Source organism: Curtobacterium sp. MCSS17_005 (assembly GCF_003234225.2).
Lineage (GTDB): Bacteria > Actinomycetota > Actinomycetes > Actinomycetales > Microbacteriaceae > Curtobacterium > Curtobacterium flaccumfaciens.
The window spans coordinates 1,160,200-1,180,883 of record NZ_CP126258.1; the positions used below are offsets into that span (position 1 = coordinate 1,160,200).

A 20,684-nucleotide genomic window follows, 5' to 3' on the forward strand; every position below is an offset into this window, starting at 1 on the left:
ACCCCGAACACAGGGAGTACTGCGTGTCCGACTTCGAAGAGACCCTCGTCCTCGTCAAGCCCGACGGCGTCGCCCGCCAGCTGACCGGTGAGATCCTCCGCCGGATCGAGGCGAAGGGCTACGAGCTCGTCGACCTGAAGATGCTCACCGCGCCGCGTGACCTGCTCGACGCGCACTACGAGGAGCACCAGGGCAAGCCGTTCTTCGAGCCGCTCGTCGAGTTCATGCAGTCCGGTCCCGTCGTCGCCGTGCGCGTCGCCGGCAACGGTGCGATCGCGGGCTTCCGCTCGCTCGCCGGCACCACCGACCCGACCTCCGCCGCGCCCGGCACCATCCGTGGTGACCTGGGCCGCGACTGGGGCCTCAAGGTGCAGCAGAACCTGGTCCACGGTTCGGACAGCCTCGAGTCGGCCGCGCGCGAGCTCGCGCTCTGGTTCGCCTGAGCGGCGGGGACGACGTGACGAACAACGACCGACCCACCAAGAACGAGCGGCGTCAGCACGCCCGAGAGGTCGCACGCCAGCGAGCCGACGCCGAGAAGCGCCGCAAGCGCCGCAACAAGTGGTTCCTGCAGGGCGGCATCGGCCTGGGCATCGTGGCGATCGCCGCGATCATCGCGATCGTCGTGGTGAACGTGAACAACGCGCCCGTGGTGTCCGCAGCGGGGCCGAAGAACATGGCCACCGGCGCGATCCAGTTCACCGGCCAGGACGGCAAGGTCACCCCGGTGACCACGCCGGCCGTCTCCGCGACGGGCTCGGCCTCGCCGGTCCCGACGGCGAACAGCGACGGTGCCGTGACGGTCACCGAGTACGTCGACTGGGCCTGCCCGGTCTGCAAGCAGTTCGAGGCGGCATACTCCGACCAGATCCTCGACAAGGTGAAGTCGGGCGACGCGACCCTGGCGATCCAGCCGGTGTCGATCCTCGACCGCAGCTACGCGGGCTCCCGCTACGCCAGCCGTGCCGCGAACGCCGCCATGTGCGTGGCGAACTACGCGCCGGACAAGTTCCTCGACGTGCAGACGCAGTTCTTCGAGAACCAGCCGGCCGAGGGCACCAAGGGCCTGACCAACTCGGAGATCGCGAAGCTCGTCAAGGCGGGCGGCGCGACCGGTTCGGACCTGTCCGAGTGCCTGTCGTCCGAGCAGTTCAAGGGCTGGGTGACGAAGTCGACGCAGGCCGTCACCACGAACGAGGCGCTCGCGGGCACGCAGGGCTTCGGCACGCCGACGATCGTCGTCGACGGCAAGCGCCTGGACGACCTGAGCACCGTCATCACCGCGATCGACGCCGCGGCGAAGTAGCACTCCCCGAACGACCGACGGCCCTCGCTCCCATCCCGGAGCGGGGGCCGTTCGTCGTGAGGGGGGGCTAGGACGCCCTGCCGTGCTCCCGGACGAAGGCCGCGAACGCGTCGACGTCGGCGAGGGACGCCGCGCCGTCGGCGTTGTACTGCTCGCCGTCGACGATGATCGTCGGCGTGCTCGTGATCCCGTCGAGCGACGAGTTCGGCACCGGGTCGTTCATCGCCCGGTTCGTGGCGTCGGCGACCCACCCGGCGAAGTCCTGCCGAGTGATGCACGGTGCCACGGCCGGATCCGTCGCGCCGGCTTCGCGCGCGAGGGACGCCAGCTCGTCGTTCGTGAGCCCGCGCGTGCTCTCCGAGGGCTGGTGTTCGTAGAGCGCGCTGTTGAACGCCAGGAACGCGTCCGGGTCGTGGTCCGCCACGCAGGCGGCAGCCGCAGCCGACCGGGTGGAGTACCGCGATCCGAGCGACACGCGGTCGAGCAGCCCGAGCGGATGCAGCTCGAGGGTCGCGGTGCCGTCCTCGACCCACTGTCGGATCCGGGGCATCTGGGCCGTCTCGAACTGGTTGCAGTACGGGCACATGTAGTCCGCGTAGATCGTGATCGCGGTCGTGGTGCGGTCCTGCTCGGTCGGCGTCGGGGTCCCACCGTCGGGCACCGCCCGCGTCTCGACGGGCACGATCCTGCCGTGCACCCCGGTGAGCAGGACGCCGTCGCTCGCCGCGTTCCGCGGACCCGGCCCGGCGGGCTGCACGGAGTTTGCGATCACCAGGACGACCACCGCGACGACCGCGAGGCCGCCGACGATGATCCCGCTGATGCCGAGTGTGCGGCGGCGGCGTCGGCGCGACTGCTCCGCCGCCCGGGTCGCTCGTGCGCGTTCACGTGCGGCGTCCCGGCGCGCCCTGCTGCTCTCGTTCTCGCTCATCGATCCCGAGCGTAGGGGCAGCGAGGGCGGCTCAGAAGCTGGTGAGGACCGCGGGGAACTTGATGATGATCGTGACGATGATGACCAGGTAGTTCGCCAGCGCGAACGCCCAGCTGAAGGGCAGGAGCGACCGCCCGACACGCTGCGCTCCGGCGCCGAAGCGCCCCTGGGCGGCGTTCCAGATCGTGAACACCCAGAACATCGGGATCGTCATCGACCAGACGAGCATGCACCACGGGCACAGCGCGCCGATGACGAAGACGGTCTGCGTGAACAGCCAGGTCACGAACACCCACGCCAGGAAGACCCCGGCGTTGAACGCGATCCAGAACCAGCGCGAACCGTTCCGGAACCCGGCGAGCAGCAGCACGGCGACGGCGATCGGGGCGACGAACCCCATGACGCCGAGCAGCGGGTTCGGGAACCCGAACAGGTGCCCCTGCCAGCTGGCCATCACGTCGGAGCAGTTGATGAACGGGTTCACGTCACAGCTCAGGACGGCCTTGGGGTTCTGGTACTTCGTGAACTCGTCGAGGACGAGCCGGAACGAGCCGAACAGGCCGACGATCCCGGTGACGAGCAGGAAGACCGCCATCGCGATCGGACGACGGGGGGCAGGTGCAGACGCGGTCACGCGGTCATCATCGCATGCGGGTTCCGGTGCTTTCCGGGTGCGGCATGCGATAATGCCTGGAGGTCGTGCGGCCAACCGCACACCGAAGAGAGCTTTCCGAGTGACGCCCCACCGGGCCGAACCCGGACGATCCGGTGCGGTGAGAGCGCACTGTGGTCGGGCAGCGTCACTCCGACGCCGAGCCGGACCGGGCCGGGTGCCCGGACCGGAACGGGCGCGGACGCAACGAGAAGTTGACGCGGACCGATCACGAGACAGCGAGCGCGGGGGCGTCGACGCCGCCCGCCACGACACAGAATTCCCGCCACCCGAAAGGGTGCGAGTGGGGCCGAGGAGTGCACCAGTCCATGGTGGAGCAGAACAACGACAACACGACCAACGACGAGAACGCGCCGAAGCGCCGGAGCCGCCTGTTCGGCGGTCGCCGCGCCCGGTCGTCCGGCCAGGAGGCTGGGCCCACGCGAGCCGGTTCCGACGCGTCGCGAAGCGACGTGGCGGCCGAGCTCGTGGGGAGTGGCGCCGAGCAAGCACCCCACGCCGACGACACCCTCGCGCTGACGGGCGGCGCTGACGCCCGTCCCGCGGCCAGCGTCGCGTCGGCCGGTTCGCCGGACTCTCCCGATTCGCCGGACTCGCCCGACTCCCCGGCCTCGCCGGTGTCGCCCGTGGAGCCGACCGACACCGGGGCGGTCTCCGTCGCGGTCGAGGCCGTCGCCGACAGCGGTGCCGAGCCGCACGACGTGAGCACGCTGACCGGTGACCTGCCGGTCGTGACGGGCGACCAGTCGGGCACCGCGACCGACGGGGCGGACGCGGACCGCGCCTCCCGTCCGGCCGACGCCGCACCGACGGCCGAGGCGAGCGACGACGCCGCACCCGCCGACGAGCCGTTCGTGCCGAAGGCCACGAGCACGCTCAGCCTGATCTTCCACGCGCCGGTGCTGCCGGAGCTACCGCAGCGCGCGCCCCGGTTCGAGCGCGACCGCGATCGTGACCGCGACCGCGACCGTGACGAGGACGACCGCTACGACCGCGAGGACCGCTTCGACCGCGACCGTGACGACCGCGACGACCAGGGCGGCTCGCGCCGTCGCTCGCGTCGCCGTGGTTCGAGCGCCGACCGCGAGGCCCGCGAGCCGCGCGACCACCAGGAGCCGCGCCGCCGCGAGCCGGAGCTCATCACCGAGCCGCAGCGCATCAAGGGCTCCACCCGTCTCGAGGCGAAGAAGCAGCGCCGTCGTGACGGCCGCGACGCCGGACGTCGCCGCCAGGTGGTCAGCGAGGACGAGTTCCTCGCCCGCCGCGAGAGCGTCGACCGCCAGATGATCGTCCGCTCCAGCTCGTCGACGATCGAGATCGGCGTGCTCGAGGACGGCATCCTCGCCGAGCACTACATCACCAAGTCCGAGAACGTGTCGCTCATCGGCAACGTCTACCTCGGCAAGGTGCAGAACGTCCTGCCCTCGATGGAGGCGGCGTTCGTCGACATCGGTCGTGGCCGGAACGCCGTGCTCTACGCCGGTGAGGTCGACTGGAACTCCGTCGAGACCGGTAACCACGGTCGCCGCATCGAAGCGGCACTCAAGCCGGGCGACAAGGTCCTCGTGCAGGTCACGAAGGACCCGGTCGGCCACAAGGGTGCCCGCCTCACCAGTCAGATCTCGCTGCCGGGTCGCTACCTGGTCTACGTGCCGAACGGCTCGATGAACGGGATCTCGCGCAAGCTGCCGGACACCGAGCGTGCCCGACTGAAGAAGATCCTGAAGGAGGTCCTGCCGGAGCACGCGGGCGTCATCGTGCGCACCGCTGCCGAGGGTGCGACCGAGGAGCAGCTCACCCGCGACGTGCAGCGCCTGACCAGCCAGTGGGAGGCCATCCAGAAGAAGGTCGCCGGTGGCCACGCCCCGGTGATGCTGCACTCCGAGCCCGACCTGCTCATCAAGATCGTCCGCGATGTCTTCAACGAGGACTTCACGAAGCTGATCATCGACGGCGAGGCCGCCGGCGGGACCATCGACGAGTACCTGTCGGCCGTCGCCCCGGACCTCAAGGACCGCGTCGTCCGGTACGAGGGCCCCGACTCCTTCGAGGAGTTCCGCCTCAACGAGCAGATCGACAAGGCGCTCGACCGCAAGGTCTGGCTGCCCTCCGGTGGTTCGCTCGTCATCGACCGCACCGAGGCCATGACGGTCGTCGACGTCAACACGGGCAAGTTCGTCGGCTCCGGCGGCAACCTCGAGGAGACGGTCACGAAGAACAACCTCGAGGCCGCCGAGGAGATCGTCCGGCAGCTCCGCCTGCGGGACATCGGCGGCATCATCGTCGTCGACTTCATCGACATGGTGCTCGAGGAGAACCGCGACCTCGTGCTCCGCCGTCTGGTCGAGTGCCTGAGCCGGGACCGCACGAAGCACCAGGTCGCCGAGATCACCTCGCTCGGCCTCGTGCAGATGACCCGCAAGAAGATCGGTGTCGGTCTGCGCGAGTCCCTCGACGAGGTCAACGCCAAGATCAACGACAACAACGCCGACCCGGGCCCGAGCAAGGGCCGTCGCAAGGGTCGCGGCGGGAACGGCAACGAGAACGGCCGGTCCGGCAACGGCGGCAACGGCAACGGCAACTCCGGTTCGTCGGGGTCGTCGAACGGGGCGTCCAGCCAGGCGCACCAGATCACCGACGACGTGAAGAACGCGCTGTCGCGGATCGCCGCCTCGACCCTGTCGCACGACGAACAAGAGGCGGCAGCCGCTGCCGTGACCGCGACGGAGGCGACGGCACCGTCGTCGGCCGATGCGTCGACCGGCACGGACAGCACGGGTGGCGACCAGCCGACCGGTTCGAAGCGTCGCCGCCGCGGCCGTGGCGGCCGCGGGGCAGAGCAGCAGAGCGGAGACCAGCAGGCCGTTGCCGACGCTCCGGCCACCGATGCACCGCAGGCACCGGCCGCCGAGCAGTCGGACGCACCGGAGTCGTCGGCCACCGCCGAGCCGGCCGTGATCGTCGAGCCCGAGGCGCGCGCGCCGAAGGGTGCTGCTCCGGCCGTCACCGAGCCCGCAGCCGCACCGAAGGCGAAGGCCCCGGCCCGCCGTCGCGTGAGTTCGAGCGCCACCGTGACGCCGACCGACAACACCGTGGCGATCCTGGACATCCCGATCGCCGCGGCGCCCAAGCGCGAGCCCCGCGCGGTCGCCCCGGACGCCGAGTCCCTGCTCGACTCGGTGCTCCAGGCGCTCCCGGAGCCGAAGCAGCCCGGACAGGGGCGCTCGCGCTCCCGCCGGGTCTCGTCGCCGAGCATCAGCGCTCCCGCCACGCCGACGGAGGAGTCGACCGCCGACGCCGACGGCTCCGACGGCGCAGTGATCCTGGGGAACTGACGTGACGAACCCGGGCGACCCGCAGCAGCAGCGTGGGTACTACGGTGCGGGCTGGTCCCAGCCCGCACCGCCTGGCCCGGGTGCCCAGCAGCCCGGCGGCCCGGTGCCGCCGCAGCAGGGCGGTGTGCCGCAGTACGGCCGTCAGCCCGGGGCCGGTGCGCCGTACGCTCCGCCGCGGCCGCCTCGTGCCCCGGCCGACCCCCGTCGGGCCTTCGCGCCCGGCGCCTCGGTGACGAACACCGCCGGTGCGCTCATCGCCGTGGTGGCCCTGGTGCTCGTCGAGTTCGTGTCCGGGCTCTTCGGGCTGCTCGGCACCTCGCTCGTGGTCAGTCCGTTCCGGCACTACGGCGCCGGCACGAGCCTGCTCGGGAGCTTCACGACCGGGGTCTTCGTGGCTCCGTTCCCGTACTACGTGGGCGCGTTCCTGGCCCTGGCGTTCCTGACGCCGATCGACCGCCGCAGCCCGCTGCCGAGGCTCCTGCTCCGGGTCGTCCTCGCCGGCGCCGCGGGCACGGTCGCCCTGATGCTCGTCGGGGTCTTCACCGGCTCGTTCGGAGCGGCCACCGCCGGCGGTTCCCAGCTCGTCATCGACGTGCTCACGCGACCGCTGCAGAACGGCCTGCCGTTCACCGTGATGCTCCTGGCGACCGCCACGGCGGCTTGGCTCTGGCTCGGTCGGCCGCGCCGCGGACGAGGCACGTCGACGACCCCGGGCAGGCCGGGCACCGTCCGACCCGCCGACGCGGTCCCGCCGTCGACGATCCAGCCGCAGGCACCGCAGCAGCAGCAGCAGCCGGCACCGTACGGGCAGGGGCGCGTGCAGCCCGACCCCCACGGCCAGTACGGCGGGCAGTACGGCGCCGGGCCACGCCCAGACCAGCAGCAGCCCCCGGCGAACCCCTGGGGCGGTCCAGCGCCCCGCTGAGCGTGCTCGCGGCCCCTCGCACGGTGCGACGCCCCGCCGCGTCAACGCCGCCCCCTTCGAGCCGTGCGAGGTTCCGTGTTCGGTGCGCCCGTCTCCGCGTCGCACCGAACACGGAACCTCGCACCGTTCGCGCGGCCCTGCGAGCCGGCGGCGCACCGTGTGCGGCGCCGGGCGGGGCGGACACGCACCGGGCCTCCCGGCCGTCCGGACGCGCTGTCAGAGACCGCGCTTGTCCCGCTGCGCCACGCGCAGCCCACTGCGGATCAACCGCAGCACGAGCTCGCGACCGGTCACGGCCGAGGCGCCAGCGGCCACCAGTTCGTCGTACCGCGCGAGCGGGACGTCGTAGTGGTCGTGGTCGAACGCACGGCGCGGCACACCGGCCCGCGCAGCGAACGCGTGGAGTTCCGCGTAGGATTCATCACTGACGAGGTGCGACCACAGTGTGTCGTGGGCGGGCCACGTCGGTGGGTCGATCAACACGGTCACCGTGCAATCGTACGGGTGTCGCCGTTTGACCGGACCCAGGGTGATCGAGTATTCTCGGTCCCTGGTGTCAGCGGGCCGTTCTGCCTGCGTCGCCGATCGGGCCCGGCCTTCCGGGAGCCGCTCGTGCAGAAGTGGGCACCCGAGACTTCCCTCAAGCAGAGTTACGTAAGGATTTCCACGTGGTTTACGCAGTAGTGCGCGCCGGCGGCCGTCAGGAGAAGGTCGAGGTCGGCACCATCCTGACCATCGACCGTGCCAAGGCGGACGACAAGGGCAACATCGACCTCGCCCCCGTGCTCCTCGTGGACGGTGACAAGATCACGTCGGCGGCTTCCGAGCTCGCGAACGTGACCGTCACCGCCGAGGTGCTCGACGACCTCCGTGGTCCCAAGGTCATCATCCAGAAGTTCAAGAACAAGACCGGGTACAAGAAGCGCCAGGGTTTCCGCGCTGAGCTGACCCGCGTCAAGATCACCAAGATCGCGTAAGGGAGTCAACTCATGGCACACAAGAAGGGTGCGAGTTCCACTCGCAACGGTCGTGACTCGAACGCACAGCGCCTCGGCGTGAAGCGCTTCGGTGGAGAGGTCGTCAACGCCGGCGAGATCATCGTCCGCCAGCGCGGCACGCACTTCCACCCGGGCGCCAACGTCGGCCGCGGTGGCGACGACACGCTGTTCGCCCTCTCGTCCGGTTCGGTCGAGTTCGGCACCAAGGGTGGCCGCAAGGTCATCAACATCGTCAACGCGTAGTCGTTCGAACGACTGCAGCTGGAGGGGCGGGCCGAGTGCCCGCCCCTCCTTCGCTTTTCCCGCCGACGATCCCGTCGGCACAACGAAACACCTGGAGTGGACCCATGGCGACCTTCGTCGACCGCGTGACCCTGCACCTCAGCGCGGGGCACGGCGGCAACGGCTGCGTGTCGGTCCGCCGTGAGAAGTTCAAGCCCCTCGCCGGGCCCGACGGCGGCAACGGCGGTGACGGCGGCGACATCGTGCTCGTGGCCGACCCGCAGGTGACGACGCTGCTCGGCTACCACCGTTCGCCGCACCGCTCGTCGAAGAACGGGCAGCCCGGCATGGGCGACCACCGCAGCGGTGTCAGCGGCGAGGTCCTCGAGCTCCCGATGCCCGTCGGCACCGTGGTGTACGACGAGTCCGGCGAGGTCATCGCCGACCTCACCGAGCCCGGCATGCGCGTCGTCGTGGCCCCCGGCGGACAGGGCGGCCTCGGCAACGCGGCGCTCTCCACCACGAAGCGCAAGGCCCCCGGCTTCGCGCTGCTCGGCACCGAGGGCTGGGCCGGGGACATCAGCCTCGAGCTGAAGACCATCGCCGACGTGGCCCTCGTCGGGTTCCCGAGCGCCGGCAAGTCCTCGCTGATCGCGGCCGTCTCCGCCGCCAAGCCGAAGATCGCGGACTACCCGTTCACGACCCTCACGCCGAACCTCGGCGTCGTCGAGTCCGGTGACACCCGCTTCACCGTCGCCGACGTCCCCGGTCTGATCGAGGGCGCGTCCGAGGGCAAGGGCCTGGGCCTCGAGTTCCTGCGCCACGTCGAGCGGTGCGAGGCGCTGCTCCACGTCATCGACTGCGCCACGCTCGACCCGGGCCGCGACCCGATCAGCGACCTCGACGTGATCCTCGGCGAGCTCGAGCGCTACCCGGTCCCCGAGGGCCAGGTGCCGCTGCTCGAGCGCCCGCAGCTCATCGCCCTGAACAAGATCGACGTGCCCGAGGCGCAGGAGCTCGCCGAGTTCGTCACCGCCGAGCTCGAGGGCCGCGGCTACCGCGTCTTCCCGATCTCCACGGCGTCCCGCAAGGGGCTCCGCGAGCTGACGTTCGCCCTGGCCGACATCGTCGAGCAGGCCCGCGCCGCCCGTGCTGCCGAGCCGGTCCCGGAGCGCATCGTGCTCCGTCCCCGCTCGGTCAACGAGAAGCCGTTCACCGTGCGCGCCGAGGGTGGCGAGGAGCACCGCTTCTACCGCGTCCGCGGCGCGAAGCCCGAGCGCTGGGTCCAGCAGACCGACTTCACCAACGAAGAGGCGATCGGCTACCTGGCCGACCGGCTCGCGAAGCTCGGCGTCGAGGACGGCCTGTTCAAGGCCGGAGCCGTCGCCGGCTCGACCGTCGTCATCGGTGGCGACGGCGGCATGGTGTTCGACTGGGAGCCCACGCTCACGTCGACTGCGGAGCTCATCACGAGTGCCCGTGGCACCGACGCGCGCATCGGTGCGACCTCGCGTCCGACCCGCAACGAGCGGCGCGAGGAGTACTTCGAGCGGATGGACGCCAAGGCGGCCGCCCGTGCCGAGCTCGAGCAGGAGCGCGTCTCCGGGCTCTGGGTGGACGACGACGTGGTGACCAGCGACCAGCTCGGCACCGGCGACCAGTTCGACGCCGACCAGGTCGAGACCAGCGACCAGAAGGACTGACCGCGGCATGACCGACACGACCGCCCGCACCGACCTCGGACCCGTCACACGGCGCGAGGACATCCCGCGTGCGCGGCGGATCGTGGTCAAGGTCGGCTCGTCCTCGGTCAGCGGTGACGCCGCCGGCCAGATCGGCCCCCTGGTGGACGCCCTGGCCGCCGCCTACAACCGGGGGACCGAGGTCGTGCTCGTGTCGTCCGGTGCGATCGCGACCGGGTTCCCGTTCCTCGGACTCGAGGGCCGGCCGGACGACCTCGCCACGCAGCAGGCGGCGGCCGCCACCGGACAGAACGTCCTGATGTTCCGGTACCAGAAGGAACTCGACCGGCACGGTGTCGTCGCGGCACAGATCCTGCTCACCGCCGGTGACCTGCAGAACCCCACGCACCGGGTGAACGCCCAGCGCGCCATCGACCGCTTGCTCGCGCTGCGGGTGCTCCCGATCGTGAACGAGAACGACACCGTCGCCACGCACGAGATCCGCTTCGGCGACAACGACCGGCTCGCGGCACTGGTGGCCCGGCTGCTCGGGGCCGATGCCCTCGTGCTGCTCTCCGACGTCGAGGCGCTCTACACGGCACCGCCGGAGCAGCCCGGCGCGACCCGCATCGACGAGGTGCCGTTCGGCGACGAGCTGGCCGGGGTCACCTTCGGCTCGATCGGCACCGCCGGCGTCGGCACCGGGGGAGCGGGGACCAAGGTTGCCGCCGCGCGGCTCGCGGCCGAGGCCGGGACCGCGGTGCTCGTGACCGACACGGCGCTGGTCGACCGCGCGTTAGCGGGCGAACACCTCGGCACCTGGTTCCACGCCGCGCCGCGTCCCTGACGCAGCCCGCACCGCGCCCGGAACGGTCACGACGCGCCGTCGGCACGGCGCCGACTGGTCGGAGACCGTCGGCGCAGGCGTCGCGGGGCGACGGTCTGTGACCGCTCGCGTGGCGCGGGACGACGTGTCGTGACCGCTCGGCGGTGTGGACGCGACCGCCTGGAGGCCCGGCGCGGGTCCCGGGACCGGTGGCGGGCCTCCAGGCGGCCACGACTCCCCGTCGGGACTGCGCCGACTGGTCGGGGACTGTCGGTGTGGGCATCGCGGAGCGACGATCTGTGACCGCTCGGCGGAGGGGCACGACGTGTCGTGCCCGCTCGGAGCGGGGTACCTGGCCTGGAGGCACGGCGAGCGTCCGGCACGCCCGTCACGAACCGAGGGGCGGACCTACAATCGGTCCATGTCGTCGATCGCGCCCGCCCCGACCCTCACCGACAAGCTCGTGGCGGCACGGGCCGCCTCGTCGGCGCTCGCGACCGCGACGACCGCCGTCAAGGACGCCGCCCTCGGTGCGATCGCCTCGGCGGTGCGTGCCGCGACCGACGAGATCGTCGCCGCGAACCACGACGACCTCGTCGCCGGCGAGGACGGCGGGCTCTCGTCCGGGCTGCTCGACCGGCTGCGACTCGACCCCGTCCGGATCGAGGCCCTCGCCGCCGCGGTCGAGCACGTCGTCGGGCTGACCGACCCCGTGGGCGAGCACGTGCGCGGGTCGCAGCTGCCGAACGGACTCCAGCTCACCCAGGTGCGCGTGCCGTTCGGTGTCGTCGGGGCCATCTACGAGGCACGCCCGAACGTCACCGTCGACATCGCCTCGCTCGCGCTCAAGTCGGGCAACGCCGTCGTGCTCCGTGGCGGGTCGGCGGCCCAGTACACGAACGCCGTGCTCGTCGCCCGGATCCAGGACGCGGTCGAGTCGGTCGGCCTGCCCCGCGACCTGGTGCAGACCATCGACGAGTTCGGCCGCGCCGGTGCCACCGAGCTCATGCGGGCACGGGGCCTGGTCGACGTGCTGATCCCGCGGGGGAGCGCTGCGCTCATCCAGACCGTCGTCACCGAGTCGCAGGTACCGGTCATCGAGACCGGTGCGGGCGTCGTGCACGTGTTCCTCGACGCCTCCGCGCCGGAGCAGCGTGCGGTCGACATCGTCCTGAACAGCAAGGTGCAGCGGCCGAGCGTGTGCAACGCCCTCGAGACCCTCCTGGTGCACGAGGCCGCGGCCGAACGGCTCCTGCCACTGCTGGCCGACCGGCTGCGGGCGTCCGGCGTGACGCTGCGCGGCGACGACGCCACGCGGGCGATCGTGCCCGGGGTGCTCCGCGCCACCGACGACGACTGGGCGACCGAGTCGATGGACCTCGACCTGTCGATCCGTGTCGTGCCCGACGTCGACGCGGCGATGGCGCACATCGCCCGGTGGTCGACGCACCACACGGAGTCGATCGTGACGAACGACGTCGACACCGCCGAACGGTTCCTGGCGACCGTCGACTCGGCGGTCGTGATGGTGAACGCCTCCACCCGGTTCACCGACGGCGGCGAGTTCGGTTTCGGTGCAGAGGTCGGCATCTCGACGCAGAAGCTGCACGCGCGCGGTCCGATGGGCCTGCCGGAGCTCACGAGCACGAAGTGGATCGTGCGCGGCTCCGGGCAGATCCGCGGCTAGACTGAACGGCGTCTTTCCCCGACCGAACGGAGCACGAACGATGACCCTCCTCGCAGAAGCTGCTGAGCACGCCTCCGGGGCGCCCGCGTTCGTGTTCCCCATGGTCGGCGCCCTCTTCTTCATCTTCCTCGGCTTCGTGACCTGGAGCTTCCGCGACGTGGCCTACCGTCACTCCCAGAAGTTCGAGGCCACCCGCCACCACGAGACGGGTGTCGACGAGTTCGGTCACACCAAGATCTGACCGACCACTCGATGCTCGAGACCACCGGACGGCCACGCATCGGCGTGATGGGTGGCACGTTCGACCCCATCCACCACGGGCACCTGGTCGCGGCGTCCGAGGTGGCGCGGGCGTTCGACCTCGACGAGGTCGTCTTCGTCCCCACCGGACAGCCGTACATGAAGTCCGACGTCACCGACGCCGAGCACCGGTACCTGATGACCGTGATCGCCACCGCGTCGAACCCGATGTTCACCGTCAGCCGCGTGGACATCGACCGCCCGGGGCCGACGTACACCGTCGACACCCTGCGGGACCTGCACGAACAGCGACCGGATGCCCAGCTCGTCTTCATCTCGGGCGCAGACGCCGTTCAGCAGATCGTCGACTGGAAAGACCATGATGGTCTCTGGGACCTCGCGCACTTCGTGGCCGTGACGCGTCCGGGACACGCCTTGAGCCTCACCGGATTGCCCGAGCGGGACGTAAGCTTGCTCGAAGTCCCTGCACTGGCCATATCCTCGACGGATTGCCGTGACCGGGTTCGACGGGGGTTCCCCGTCTGGTACTTGGTTCCCGACGGTGTCGTCCAGTACATCTCCAAGCACCATCTGTATCGGAGCGTTGCATGAGTTCGTCCGACGCGCAGCCGCCCCTGTCGCGGCGCCAGGCGCGCGAGCGGGAGCGTGCCGCCGCGGCCGGTTCGCAGCCCGCGACGCCGCCCCCGACCGTCGCCGCACCCGCCGCCGAGACCCCCGAGTCCCGTCGCCGCCCCGGGTCGCACGTCGCCCCGGCGCCCGGTGGGCCCGCCCAGTCGTCCGTGCCGGCATCGGCACAGGCCGCGCCGGGGTCTGCCCAGTCCGTCCCGGTGTCGGCGCCCGCGGCCGGTGTGCCGCCGTTCCCGCCGGCCTCCGCGACCGAGATCGTCCCCGGCAGCGGTGGGCTCACCCGTCGGCAGATCCGGCAGCTCCGCGCCGCCGAGCGCCAGGCGGTGCAGCCGGTCCCGCTGCAGGACCCCTCGCCCCAGTCGTCCGACCGCACCGTCGAGGACGTCCTCGGGTCGGTGGACACGATCGACCCCACCGCCGAGCCGCAGAGCGCCCCGGACGCCGAGGCCACGCACGACGAGCAGCCCGCTGCCCCGACGGTCCTCGACCAGGCCGCGGTCGCCCAGGCCACCGAGGCCGACGGGTCCCCGGACGCGCTCGAGCCCCTCGACGAGGCCGCCGCGCACGCCGAGGAGCCCCGCCGTCACCGGTCGACGTGGTCGCCGCCCGCCGACGTCACCGAGTCCGACGCGTCGGCGACCGTCGTCCCCGAGTCCGATGCGCCGGTGACCGACGCCCCTGCGGACGAGACGACCGACGTCGCCCCGGCGGACGAGTCGTCCGAGGATGTTCCGGCCCCCTCGGCCGACGACGTCCCCGCTCCCGCTCCCGCTGCCGGTTCGCAGCCCGCCGTCACGCCGGTACCGATCCCGACGAACGCCGCCGCGGCGACCCCCGCGGTGTTCCCGCTCTCGCTCGACGCCGAGGACGACGACACCAACGAGGTGCCGCTGCCCGAGCCCACAGCCGAGGCCCCGAAGGTCCCCGCCGCGTTCCAGCGTCCGACCGAGCCGAAGCCGGTGACCACCGCCTTCGCGCCGCCCGCCGGCCACTGGTCCCAGCAGGCGCACGACTCGAACGACTCCGAGGTGCACGACGCCGAGACCGGCACCCGCCGCGTCGCGGTGACGAACACGAACGCGATCATCCTGCCGAACTCGGCGCTGGCCGACCCCACGGGCGCGCTCAACGCGACGGGCGAGGTGATCCTGACGGGGTCGATCGACCTGCCGGCATCGCTGTCGTCGACGGGGTCGCACCGGCCGATCGACGGCGCCGAGGTCGACCGCCTGCTCGAGCAGCAGGACGAGCAGCCCGAAACCGACGCCAGCCCGGTGCGGGCCAGCCGCGCGGTGTCCAGCCACACCTCGACCCGTCAGGTCGTGCTCGCCGCCGCCAAGCCGAAGGAGTCGCGCACGCCGCTGATCCTCGGTGTGACGGTCGGCGCGGTCGGGCTGGCTGCGGCCGGCGTCATCATCACCGCACTGCTCACCACCCACGCGTTCGGCGGCTGACCGCTGCCGTCCTCGACGTCCGTTCTCCACCACCCCGCCGACCCTGGCCTGGCCGCTGTCGGCGGGGTGGCTTATGATCGTGACCCATCAAGCGAACCGGCTGTCCGTCGGTTCGACGACCGGAAGGAATCCGTGACCGCCTCCACTCGCGCACTGGAACTCGTGCAGGCCGCAGCACTCGCGGCCGACGCCAAGCAGGCCGAGGACCTCGTCGCTCTCGACGTGACCGGGCCGTTGCAGCTCACGGACGTGTTCCTGCTCGCAACCGGTCGGAACGAGCGCAACGTGCAGTCCATCGCCGATGCCGTCGAGGAACGCCTCCTCGAGCTCGGTGCCAAGACGCTCCGCCGCGAAGGCCGTACCGAGGGCCGCTGGGTCCTCATCGACTTCGGCGAGATCATCGTGCACGTCTTCCACGACGAAGACCGCCAGTACTACTCGCTCGAGCGTCTCTGGGCCGACTGCCCGACGATCCCGCTCGAGCTCCCGGTGGACCACACCGCCTGATCAGCGACGCGCCCGGGTGACGGCTTCGATTTCGTTGCCCGGCGTTCGCATGGTGTACGCTTCTATGGTGCCTCCGGGGAACCGGTTGGTACGGAAGCAGCACGATCTGGGTCTGTGGCGCAGCTGGTAGCGCACCTGCATGGCATGCAGGGGGTCAGGGGTTCGAGTCCCCTCAGATCCACCCTCAACCCCCGTCGTTCCTCGGAACGGCGGGGGTTCTTCGTGCGCCCGGCGGGACTCGGTGGCCCGATACGCTGAGCGCATGAGCAACGACGCGCCGCTGTCCGGGTCCCCGCTGACGATCGCCTCCGCCGGGTACACGGCCGACATCGCCACCGTCGGAGCGACACTGCGGACCATGCGGTACGAGGGCCGAGACCTGGTCGTCCCGTTCGATGCCGACGAGGTCCGCCCCGTCTTCCGCGGTGCCGTCCTGGCCCCGTGGCCGAACCGGATCGTCGACGGCGAGTACTCCTTCGGCGGCGTCGACCACGAGCTCGCCCTCACCGAGCCCGCACGGCACCACGCCCTCCACGGACTCGTCGCGTGGACGGACTTCCGCGTGCAGGAGCAGGCGGACGACCGCGTGGTGCTCGCCACGACCGTGCAGGCGCAGCAGGGCTACCCGTACCGCGTCGAGGTCACCGTGGAGTACCGGCTCGACGCCGAGGGGCTGCACACCACGATCACCGGGACGAACACCGGGGCCGAAGACGCACCGTGGGGGACCGGCCCGCACCCGTACCTCGTCGCGGGTGCCGGCACCGTCGACGACTGGACCCTGACGCTCCCCGCCGCCGAGGTGCTCGAGGTGACGTCAGACCGGCTCGTCCCGACCGACCTGGTCCCCGTGCACGACGAGTTCGACCTGCGCACGCCCACGCTGATCGGCGACCGGTTCATCGACCACGCCTTCACCGGCTTCGACCGCGACGCCGCCGGCCTCGCCACCATCGCGGTCACGGCGGCGGACGGTCGCGGAGTCCGTGCGACCTTCGGGCCGGAGTGCGGCTGGGCCCAGGTGCACACCGCCGACCACGTCGTCCCCGAGTACCACCGCGCCGGTCTCGCCGTCGAGCCGATGACGTGCGCCCCGGACGCCTTCAACGACGGCGAGGACCGCGGCCTCGTGGTGCTCGCGCCCAGCGCCTCGCACGCCGCCGCATGGACGATCGCCGCGATCTGAGCACCCCCGACCCCGGCGTCCGCGTCGAGGTCCGCCGACTCGACCCGGTCCCCGACCTCGCGGCCCTGGCGGCGCAGGTCACGGGGGACCTGGTGTGGCTCGACTCCGGCCTGCCCGACGGTGCTCCCGCCACGGCTCGGCCCCGGGCGCGCTGGTCCGTGCTGGCGTGGACGGACGGGCCGTTCGCCGCCCGGTTCCGGCACCAGGACCGTCGTGCGCACCTGACGGTCGCCGCGCCCGCCGAGGAGTGGTTCGGGCCTGCCCGGTCCGAGGAGCGTCCGGCCTTCGCGGTGCTGGCGGACCTGCTCCGACGCACGCCCCGCCTGCCCGAGCCGGTCGCCGGGTGCGGGTTCGCGCTGGGCTGGGTCGGGTTCCTCGGCTACGAGCTCGGCCGTGAGTCCGGCGGCCCGGACCGCACCGCCGACGGGCACGCCGACGCCGACCTGCGGTTCGTCGACCGAGCCGTCGTCGTCGACCACACCGGTGGCGCCTGGGCGCTCGCGCTCGTCGCCGACCCGGAACCGGCGGCCAGCGCGCGGAACCGCGCGTGGCTCGAGGAGGTGCCCACCCCCGCGACGCCGGTCGGCGTCGTGGACGCGGCCACGGGCCTCCCGGCCGGGGTGTCCGCGGCGACCGGACGCGTGACGCGTGCCGCCTACGAACGGGCGGTCGACGTGTGCCGCGCGGAGATCCGCGAGGGGAACGCGTTCCAGGTCTGCCTCACCACCGCCTTCGCGGTCGGACTGGAGGCCCGTGGCGGCCCCGGTACGGACCCGCACCTGGACGAGTACCTGCGGATGCGGGCGGCCGATCCCGTCCCGTTCGGCGCGTTCCTGCGGCTCGGCTCGCTGCGCGTGGCGAGCCGGTCACCGGAGCGGTTCCTGCGGATCGACGCGGCCGGAGCGGTGCTCGCGGAGCCGATCAAGGGCACGCGGCGGCGGCTCGCCGACGCGGTGGCGGACGCGGCTGCGCGGGACGACCTGGCGGCGAGCCCGAAGGACCGCGCCGAGAACGTGATGATCGTCGACCTGCTGCGGAACGACCTGCTGCGGACCGCGGTGCCCGGGTCGGTGCGCGTCGAGCGGCTGTGCGCCGTCGAGACGTACGCCAGCGTGCACCAGCTGGTCTCGACGATCGGGGCGGTGCTGCCGCCGGGGACGTCGCGGGCCGACGTGGTGCACGCGGCGTTCCCGCCGGGGTCGATGACCGGGGCGCCGAAGAGCAGTGCCACGGCGATCGCGGACCGGCTCGAGGGGGCGCCGCGCGGGGTGTACTCGGGCGCGATCGGGTACTTCTCGGCGAGCGGGGCGGCCGACCTGTCGGTGGCGATCCGTAGCCTCGTGACCGTGCTCGACGAGTCGGGTGCGGTGCGTTCCCGGACCCTCGGAGCCGGGGGAGCGGTGACCTGGTCGTCGGTGCCAGCAGACGAGGCGGACGAGGTCGAGACCAAGACGCGGTCGGTGCTCGGCGGAGTCGGGACGGTCGCCAGCTGGTGAGCTGATGCCCTGATACGAACACGTGTTCGACCTGGACTGTCCACAGATGTCGGACGCGATTGACATCATCGAACACATGTTCGAATATGAGGGCATGCAGACGGCGGCGGCACTCCGGTCGCCCACCCCGGACCGGGGCGGGCGGAGCGGTGCTGCACGCGGCGGCAGCGGTGCGGGCAGTGGTGGTGCGCGCCGTGGGACGGACCACCTGAGCGATGCCCGGGCCGCGCTCGACCGCATCACGTCGCTGCGCTCCCGGGTGGCCGACATGGAGTCCACCCGGGTCGACACCGCCGGGCTCCCCACCGCGTCGGCACTCGAACCCCTGCTGCCCGGCGGCGCGATCCGGGTCGGTGGTACCTACGCCGTCCCCGAGTCGGTGCTGCTCGCGATCACGATGCTGCAGGCGGCCTCGGCGGCCGGGGCGTGGTGTGCGGTCGTCGGGGTGCCGTCCTTCGGGATCGAAGCCGCCGCCGCCGCGGGGATCGACCTCGAACGGCTCGTGCTCGTCCCCGACCCGGGTGACCAGTGGCTCGCCGTGACGGCGGCGATGGCCGACGTCGCCCAGATCGTCCTCACCCGACCGCTCGGCCGGGTCGTGCCGGGCGACGTGGCACGGCTGTCGGCTCGGCTGCGACAGCGCGGTGGCGCACTCGTCGCGCTCGGCTCCTGGCCCGGGGCGGACGTCACGCTGCGGGTCACGTCCTCGACGTGGAGCGGCATCGGTCAGGGCCACGGCCACCTGACGGAGCGCCGGGCCACCGTGACCGCGATCGGGCGTGCCGGCGCGGTGCGTCCGGCGACCGCCGAGCTGCTCCTGCCCGCGGCCGACGGTGCGGTCCGGGCCGCCACACCGGTGCCGACGGTGGGCTCCGGCGACACCCGCGTGCTGCGGCCCGTGGCGGTGGCGTCGTGATCGCCTCCGGGCGCGTCCGGACCGACGCGATCACGCGGGGAGCGGCACTGCCCGAACCACCCCCGACCCGGACGATCGTGCTCTGGTGCCCGGACTGGCCGGTCATCGCGGCGGCTCGGGCCGGTGGCACCCCGCCGGAGCAGCCCCTCGCCCTGACCGCCAAGGGGCTCGTGTTCGCGAGCTCCGCGTCCGCGCGTGAGCAGGGTGTCGTGCGGGGGCTCCGTGTGCGTGAGGCGCAGGCGCGGTGCCCCGAGCTCCTCGTGCAGCCCTACGACGACGCCCTCGACCACCGCGCCTTCGAGCCCGTCATCCGTGCGGTCGAGGCGGCGGTCCCCGGGGTCGAGGTGCTGCGGCCGGGCACCCTCGCGCTCCGCGCCCGCGGGCCGGCCCGGTACTACGGCGGTGAGCGCGCGGCGGCGGCGACCCTCGCTGGCATCGCGGCCGACCACGGCGCCCCCGCGGTCCGGGCCGGGGTGGCCGACACCCCGTTCGCGGCGGACCAGGCCGCCCGTGCCCGTCCGGTGCGTCCCGGTGAACGGGTGCGGCTCGTGCCCGTCGGGGGATCGGCGGACTTCCTCGCGCACCTGCCGCTCGGCGTGCTCGGCGACCCCGACCTCACGACGGTGCTCGACCGGCTCGGCATCACCACGCTCGGCGACTTCGCGGCACTCGGCGACGAACAGGTGCGGGACCGCTTCGGCGTGGCCGGGGCGTTCCTGCACCGGTTGGCCGGGGGCCGTGACCCCCGAGAGATCGCGGCGCGGGAGATCCCGCCGGAACTCCGGGTCGAGGCGTCGTTCGAGCCCCCGCTGGACCGTGCCGACCAGATCGCGTTCGCGTTCCGGCGTTCCGCCGACGACTTCGCCGAGCGACTCCGGGCCGCGGGGCTCGTGGCGACGACCATCCGCGTGGGGATCGTCGACGAGCGCGACATCCTGCTCGAACGGACCTGGGCGCACCCGCGCTGGTTCGACGCCGCCGACGTGGTCGACCGGGTGCGGTGGCAGCTCGCCGGCGGGGTGGACCCCAGCGGGCTCGAGGCGCCGGTCACCTCGGTCGTGCTCGAGCCGGTCGCCGTCGACGACATGGCGAACCACGAGCGCGGGCTGTGGGGCTCCGGCCCGGACGAGCGCGTGCACCACGGCCTCGCCCGGATCCAGGGCATGGTCGGCCACGACGGTGTGGTGAGTCCGCGCATCGGTGGTGGCCGCACCCTGTCCGAGCGCGTGGTGCTCGTGCCGTGGGGCGACGCGCCCGCCGGCGGTGAGCGAGCCCTGGCGACCGTCCGCGACCGCCCGTGGCCCGGCAAGCTGCCCGGCCCGCCCCCCGCCACCGTGCTCGAGCGCCCCCGACCGGTCGACGTCGTCGCCGTCGGTGGTGCGAGCGTCGACGTCGACGAGCGTGGCGTGCTGTCCGGCGCACCCGAACGGTTCCGTGCCGAGGGCGACCGGGGCGGCGGCTTCTCGGCCGTGACGGCCTGGGCGGGTCCCTGGCCGCTCGTCGTCCGGTGGTGGGAGTCCGGCGGCCGACGCCTGCACCGGCTGCAGCTCGTCGACGCCGAGGGGCGTGCCTGGTACCTGGTGCTGGCGGACCACCGCTGGTGGGCCGAGGCGATTGCGACGTGACCCCGACCCCACCACCGACAGGAGCGT

At 72.4% G+C, this 20,684-nt stretch carries 20 protein-coding genes and 1 tRNA gene; 18 read left to right on the forward strand and 3 right to left on the reverse strand.

The window, feature by feature from the left end; genetic code table 11:
- Nucleotides 1-23 precede the first annotated feature (23 nt).
- Complete coding sequence (gene ndk, locus DEJ20_RS05665) at nucleotides 24-443, forward strand: nucleoside-diphosphate kinase (protein ID WP_111235294.1); 420 nt, start codon at nucleotides 24-26, stop codon at nucleotides 441-443.
- Between the two features lie 14 nt (nucleotides 444-457).
- The gene (locus DEJ20_RS05670) at nucleotides 458-1,306 is read left to right on the forward strand and encodes a DsbA family protein (RefSeq protein WP_111057898.1); all 849 of its coding nucleotides are present in this window, start codon (nucleotides 458-460) and stop codon (nucleotides 1,304-1,306) included.
- Between the two features lie 67 nt (nucleotides 1,307-1,373).
- On the opposite strand, the gene DEJ20_RS05675 is transcribed toward DEJ20_RS05670, so the two are convergent.
- Both DEJ20_RS05675 and DEJ20_RS05680 read right to left on the reverse strand, forming a co-directional pair.
- A complete protein-coding gene (locus DEJ20_RS05675; protein ID WP_111235293.1) occupies nucleotides 1,374-2,237 on the reverse strand; it encodes a DsbA family protein in 864 nt (287 codons plus the stop codon).
- A 31-nt stretch (nucleotides 2,238-2,268) separates the two neighbouring features.
- Nucleotides 2,269-2,871 (reverse strand): vitamin K epoxide reductase family protein, encoded by a 603-nt coding sequence (locus DEJ20_RS05680; RefSeq protein WP_258376257.1) that lies wholly within the window; start codon nucleotides 2,869-2,871, stop codon nucleotides 2,269-2,271.
- Nucleotides 2,872-3,218: 347 nt separating this feature from the next.
- On the opposite strand from DEJ20_RS05680, the gene DEJ20_RS05685 reads away from it, so the two are divergent.
- Nucleotides 3,219-6,245, forward strand: a complete 3,027-nt coding sequence (locus DEJ20_RS05685) for an Rne/Rng family ribonuclease (RefSeq protein ID WP_111235292.1) — start codon at nucleotides 3,219-3,221, stop codon at nucleotides 6,243-6,245.
- Nucleotide 6,246: 1 nt separating this feature from the next.
- Nucleotides 6,247-7,170 (forward strand): hypothetical protein, encoded by a 924-nt coding sequence (locus DEJ20_RS05690; RefSeq protein ID WP_111235291.1) that lies wholly within the window; start codon nucleotides 6,247-6,249, stop codon nucleotides 7,168-7,170.
- Nucleotides 7,171-7,386: 216 nt separating this feature from the next.
- Here the strand turns inward: DEJ20_RS05690 and DEJ20_RS05695 are convergent, their stop codons facing one another.
- Nucleotides 7,387-7,659, reverse strand: a complete 273-nt coding sequence (locus DEJ20_RS05695) for a DUF4031 domain-containing protein (RefSeq protein ID WP_110859229.1) — start codon at nucleotides 7,657-7,659, stop codon at nucleotides 7,387-7,389.
- A 179-nt stretch (nucleotides 7,660-7,838) separates the two neighbouring features.
- Here DEJ20_RS05695 and rplU point away from each other — a divergent pair, with 179 nt between their 5' ends.
- From rplU to DEJ20_RS05765, 14 genes are all read left to right on the forward strand, one after another.
- Nucleotides 7,839-8,147, forward strand: coding sequence for a 50S ribosomal protein L21 (gene rplU / locus DEJ20_RS05700; protein WP_027464715.1), 309 nt, complete (start codon nucleotides 7,839-7,841; stop codon nucleotides 8,145-8,147).
- A gap of 12 nt (nucleotides 8,148-8,159) precedes the next feature.
- Nucleotides 8,160-8,411 (forward strand): 50S ribosomal protein L27, encoded by a 252-nt coding sequence (rpmA, locus tag DEJ20_RS05705; RefSeq protein WP_017885976.1) that lies wholly within the window; start codon nucleotides 8,160-8,162, stop codon nucleotides 8,409-8,411.
- A 104-nt stretch (nucleotides 8,412-8,515) separates the two neighbouring features.
- Entirely contained in the window at nucleotides 8,516-10,093 is a 1,578-nt protein-coding gene (gene obgE, locus DEJ20_RS05710) for a GTPase ObgE (RefSeq protein WP_110864846.1), read from the forward strand.
- A 7-nt stretch (nucleotides 10,094-10,100) separates the two neighbouring features.
- Nucleotides 10,101-10,919: a glutamate 5-kinase gene (gene proB, locus DEJ20_RS05715; protein WP_258377157.1), complete on the forward strand. Its 819-nt coding sequence runs from the start codon at nucleotides 10,101-10,103 to the stop codon at nucleotides 10,917-10,919.
- Between the two features lie 400 nt (nucleotides 10,920-11,319).
- Nucleotides 11,320-12,585, forward strand: a complete 1,266-nt coding sequence (locus DEJ20_RS05720; RefSeq protein ID WP_111235290.1) for a glutamate-5-semialdehyde dehydrogenase — start codon at nucleotides 11,320-11,322, stop codon at nucleotides 12,583-12,585.
- A gap of 40 nt (nucleotides 12,586-12,625) precedes the next feature.
- Nucleotides 12,626-12,826, forward strand: coding sequence for a hypothetical protein (locus DEJ20_RS05725; protein WP_035807661.1), 201 nt, complete (start codon nucleotides 12,626-12,628; stop codon nucleotides 12,824-12,826).
- Nucleotides 12,827-12,837: 11 nt separating this feature from the next.
- Nucleotides 12,838-13,437 (forward strand): nicotinate-nucleotide adenylyltransferase, encoded by a 600-nt coding sequence (nadD, locus tag DEJ20_RS05730; RefSeq protein WP_027464719.1) that lies wholly within the window; start codon nucleotides 12,838-12,840, stop codon nucleotides 13,435-13,437.
- Nucleotides 13,434-14,927 carry a hypothetical protein gene (locus tag DEJ20_RS05735; protein ID WP_111235289.1) on the forward strand — a complete coding sequence of 498 codons (1,494 nt, stop codon included), beginning with the start codon at nucleotides 13,434-13,436 and terminating at the stop codon, nucleotides 14,925-14,927. The genes nadD and DEJ20_RS05735 overlap by 4 nt, the downstream gene beginning before the upstream one ends.
- 132 nt (nucleotides 14,928-15,059) lie before the next feature.
- Nucleotides 15,060-15,434: a ribosome silencing factor gene (gene rsfS, locus DEJ20_RS05740; protein ID WP_027464721.1), complete on the forward strand. Its 375-nt coding sequence runs from the start codon at nucleotides 15,060-15,062 to the stop codon at nucleotides 15,432-15,434.
- 108 nt (nucleotides 15,435-15,542) lie between these two features.
- Nucleotides 15,543-15,615 (forward strand) — tRNA-Ala (locus DEJ20_RS05745).
- Nucleotides 15,616-15,696: 81 nt separating this feature from the next.
- The gene (locus DEJ20_RS05750; protein ID WP_111235288.1) at nucleotides 15,697-16,620 is read left to right on the forward strand and encodes an aldose 1-epimerase family protein; all 924 of its coding nucleotides are present in this window, start codon (nucleotides 15,697-15,699) and stop codon (nucleotides 16,618-16,620) included.
- Complete coding sequence (locus tag DEJ20_RS05755) at nucleotides 16,599-18,116, forward strand: anthranilate synthase component I family protein (RefSeq protein ID WP_111235287.1); 1,518 nt, start codon at nucleotides 16,599-16,601, stop codon at nucleotides 18,114-18,116. The genes DEJ20_RS05750 and DEJ20_RS05755 overlap by 22 nt, the downstream gene beginning before the upstream one ends.
- A gap of 76 nt (nucleotides 18,117-18,192) precedes the next feature.
- The gene (imuA', locus tag DEJ20_RS05760) at nucleotides 18,193-19,032 is read left to right on the forward strand and encodes a DnaE2-dependent mutagenesis accessory factor ImuA' (RefSeq protein WP_258377156.1); all 840 of its coding nucleotides are present in this window, start codon (nucleotides 18,193-18,195) and stop codon (nucleotides 19,030-19,032) included.
- A complete protein-coding gene (locus DEJ20_RS05765; protein ID WP_081827190.1) occupies nucleotides 19,029-20,657 on the forward strand; it encodes a DNA polymerase Y family protein in 1,629 nt (542 codons plus the stop codon). Before imuA' ends, DEJ20_RS05765 begins: the two co-directional genes overlap by 4 nt.
- The last annotated feature ends 27 nt before the right edge of the window (nucleotides 20,658-20,684 follow it).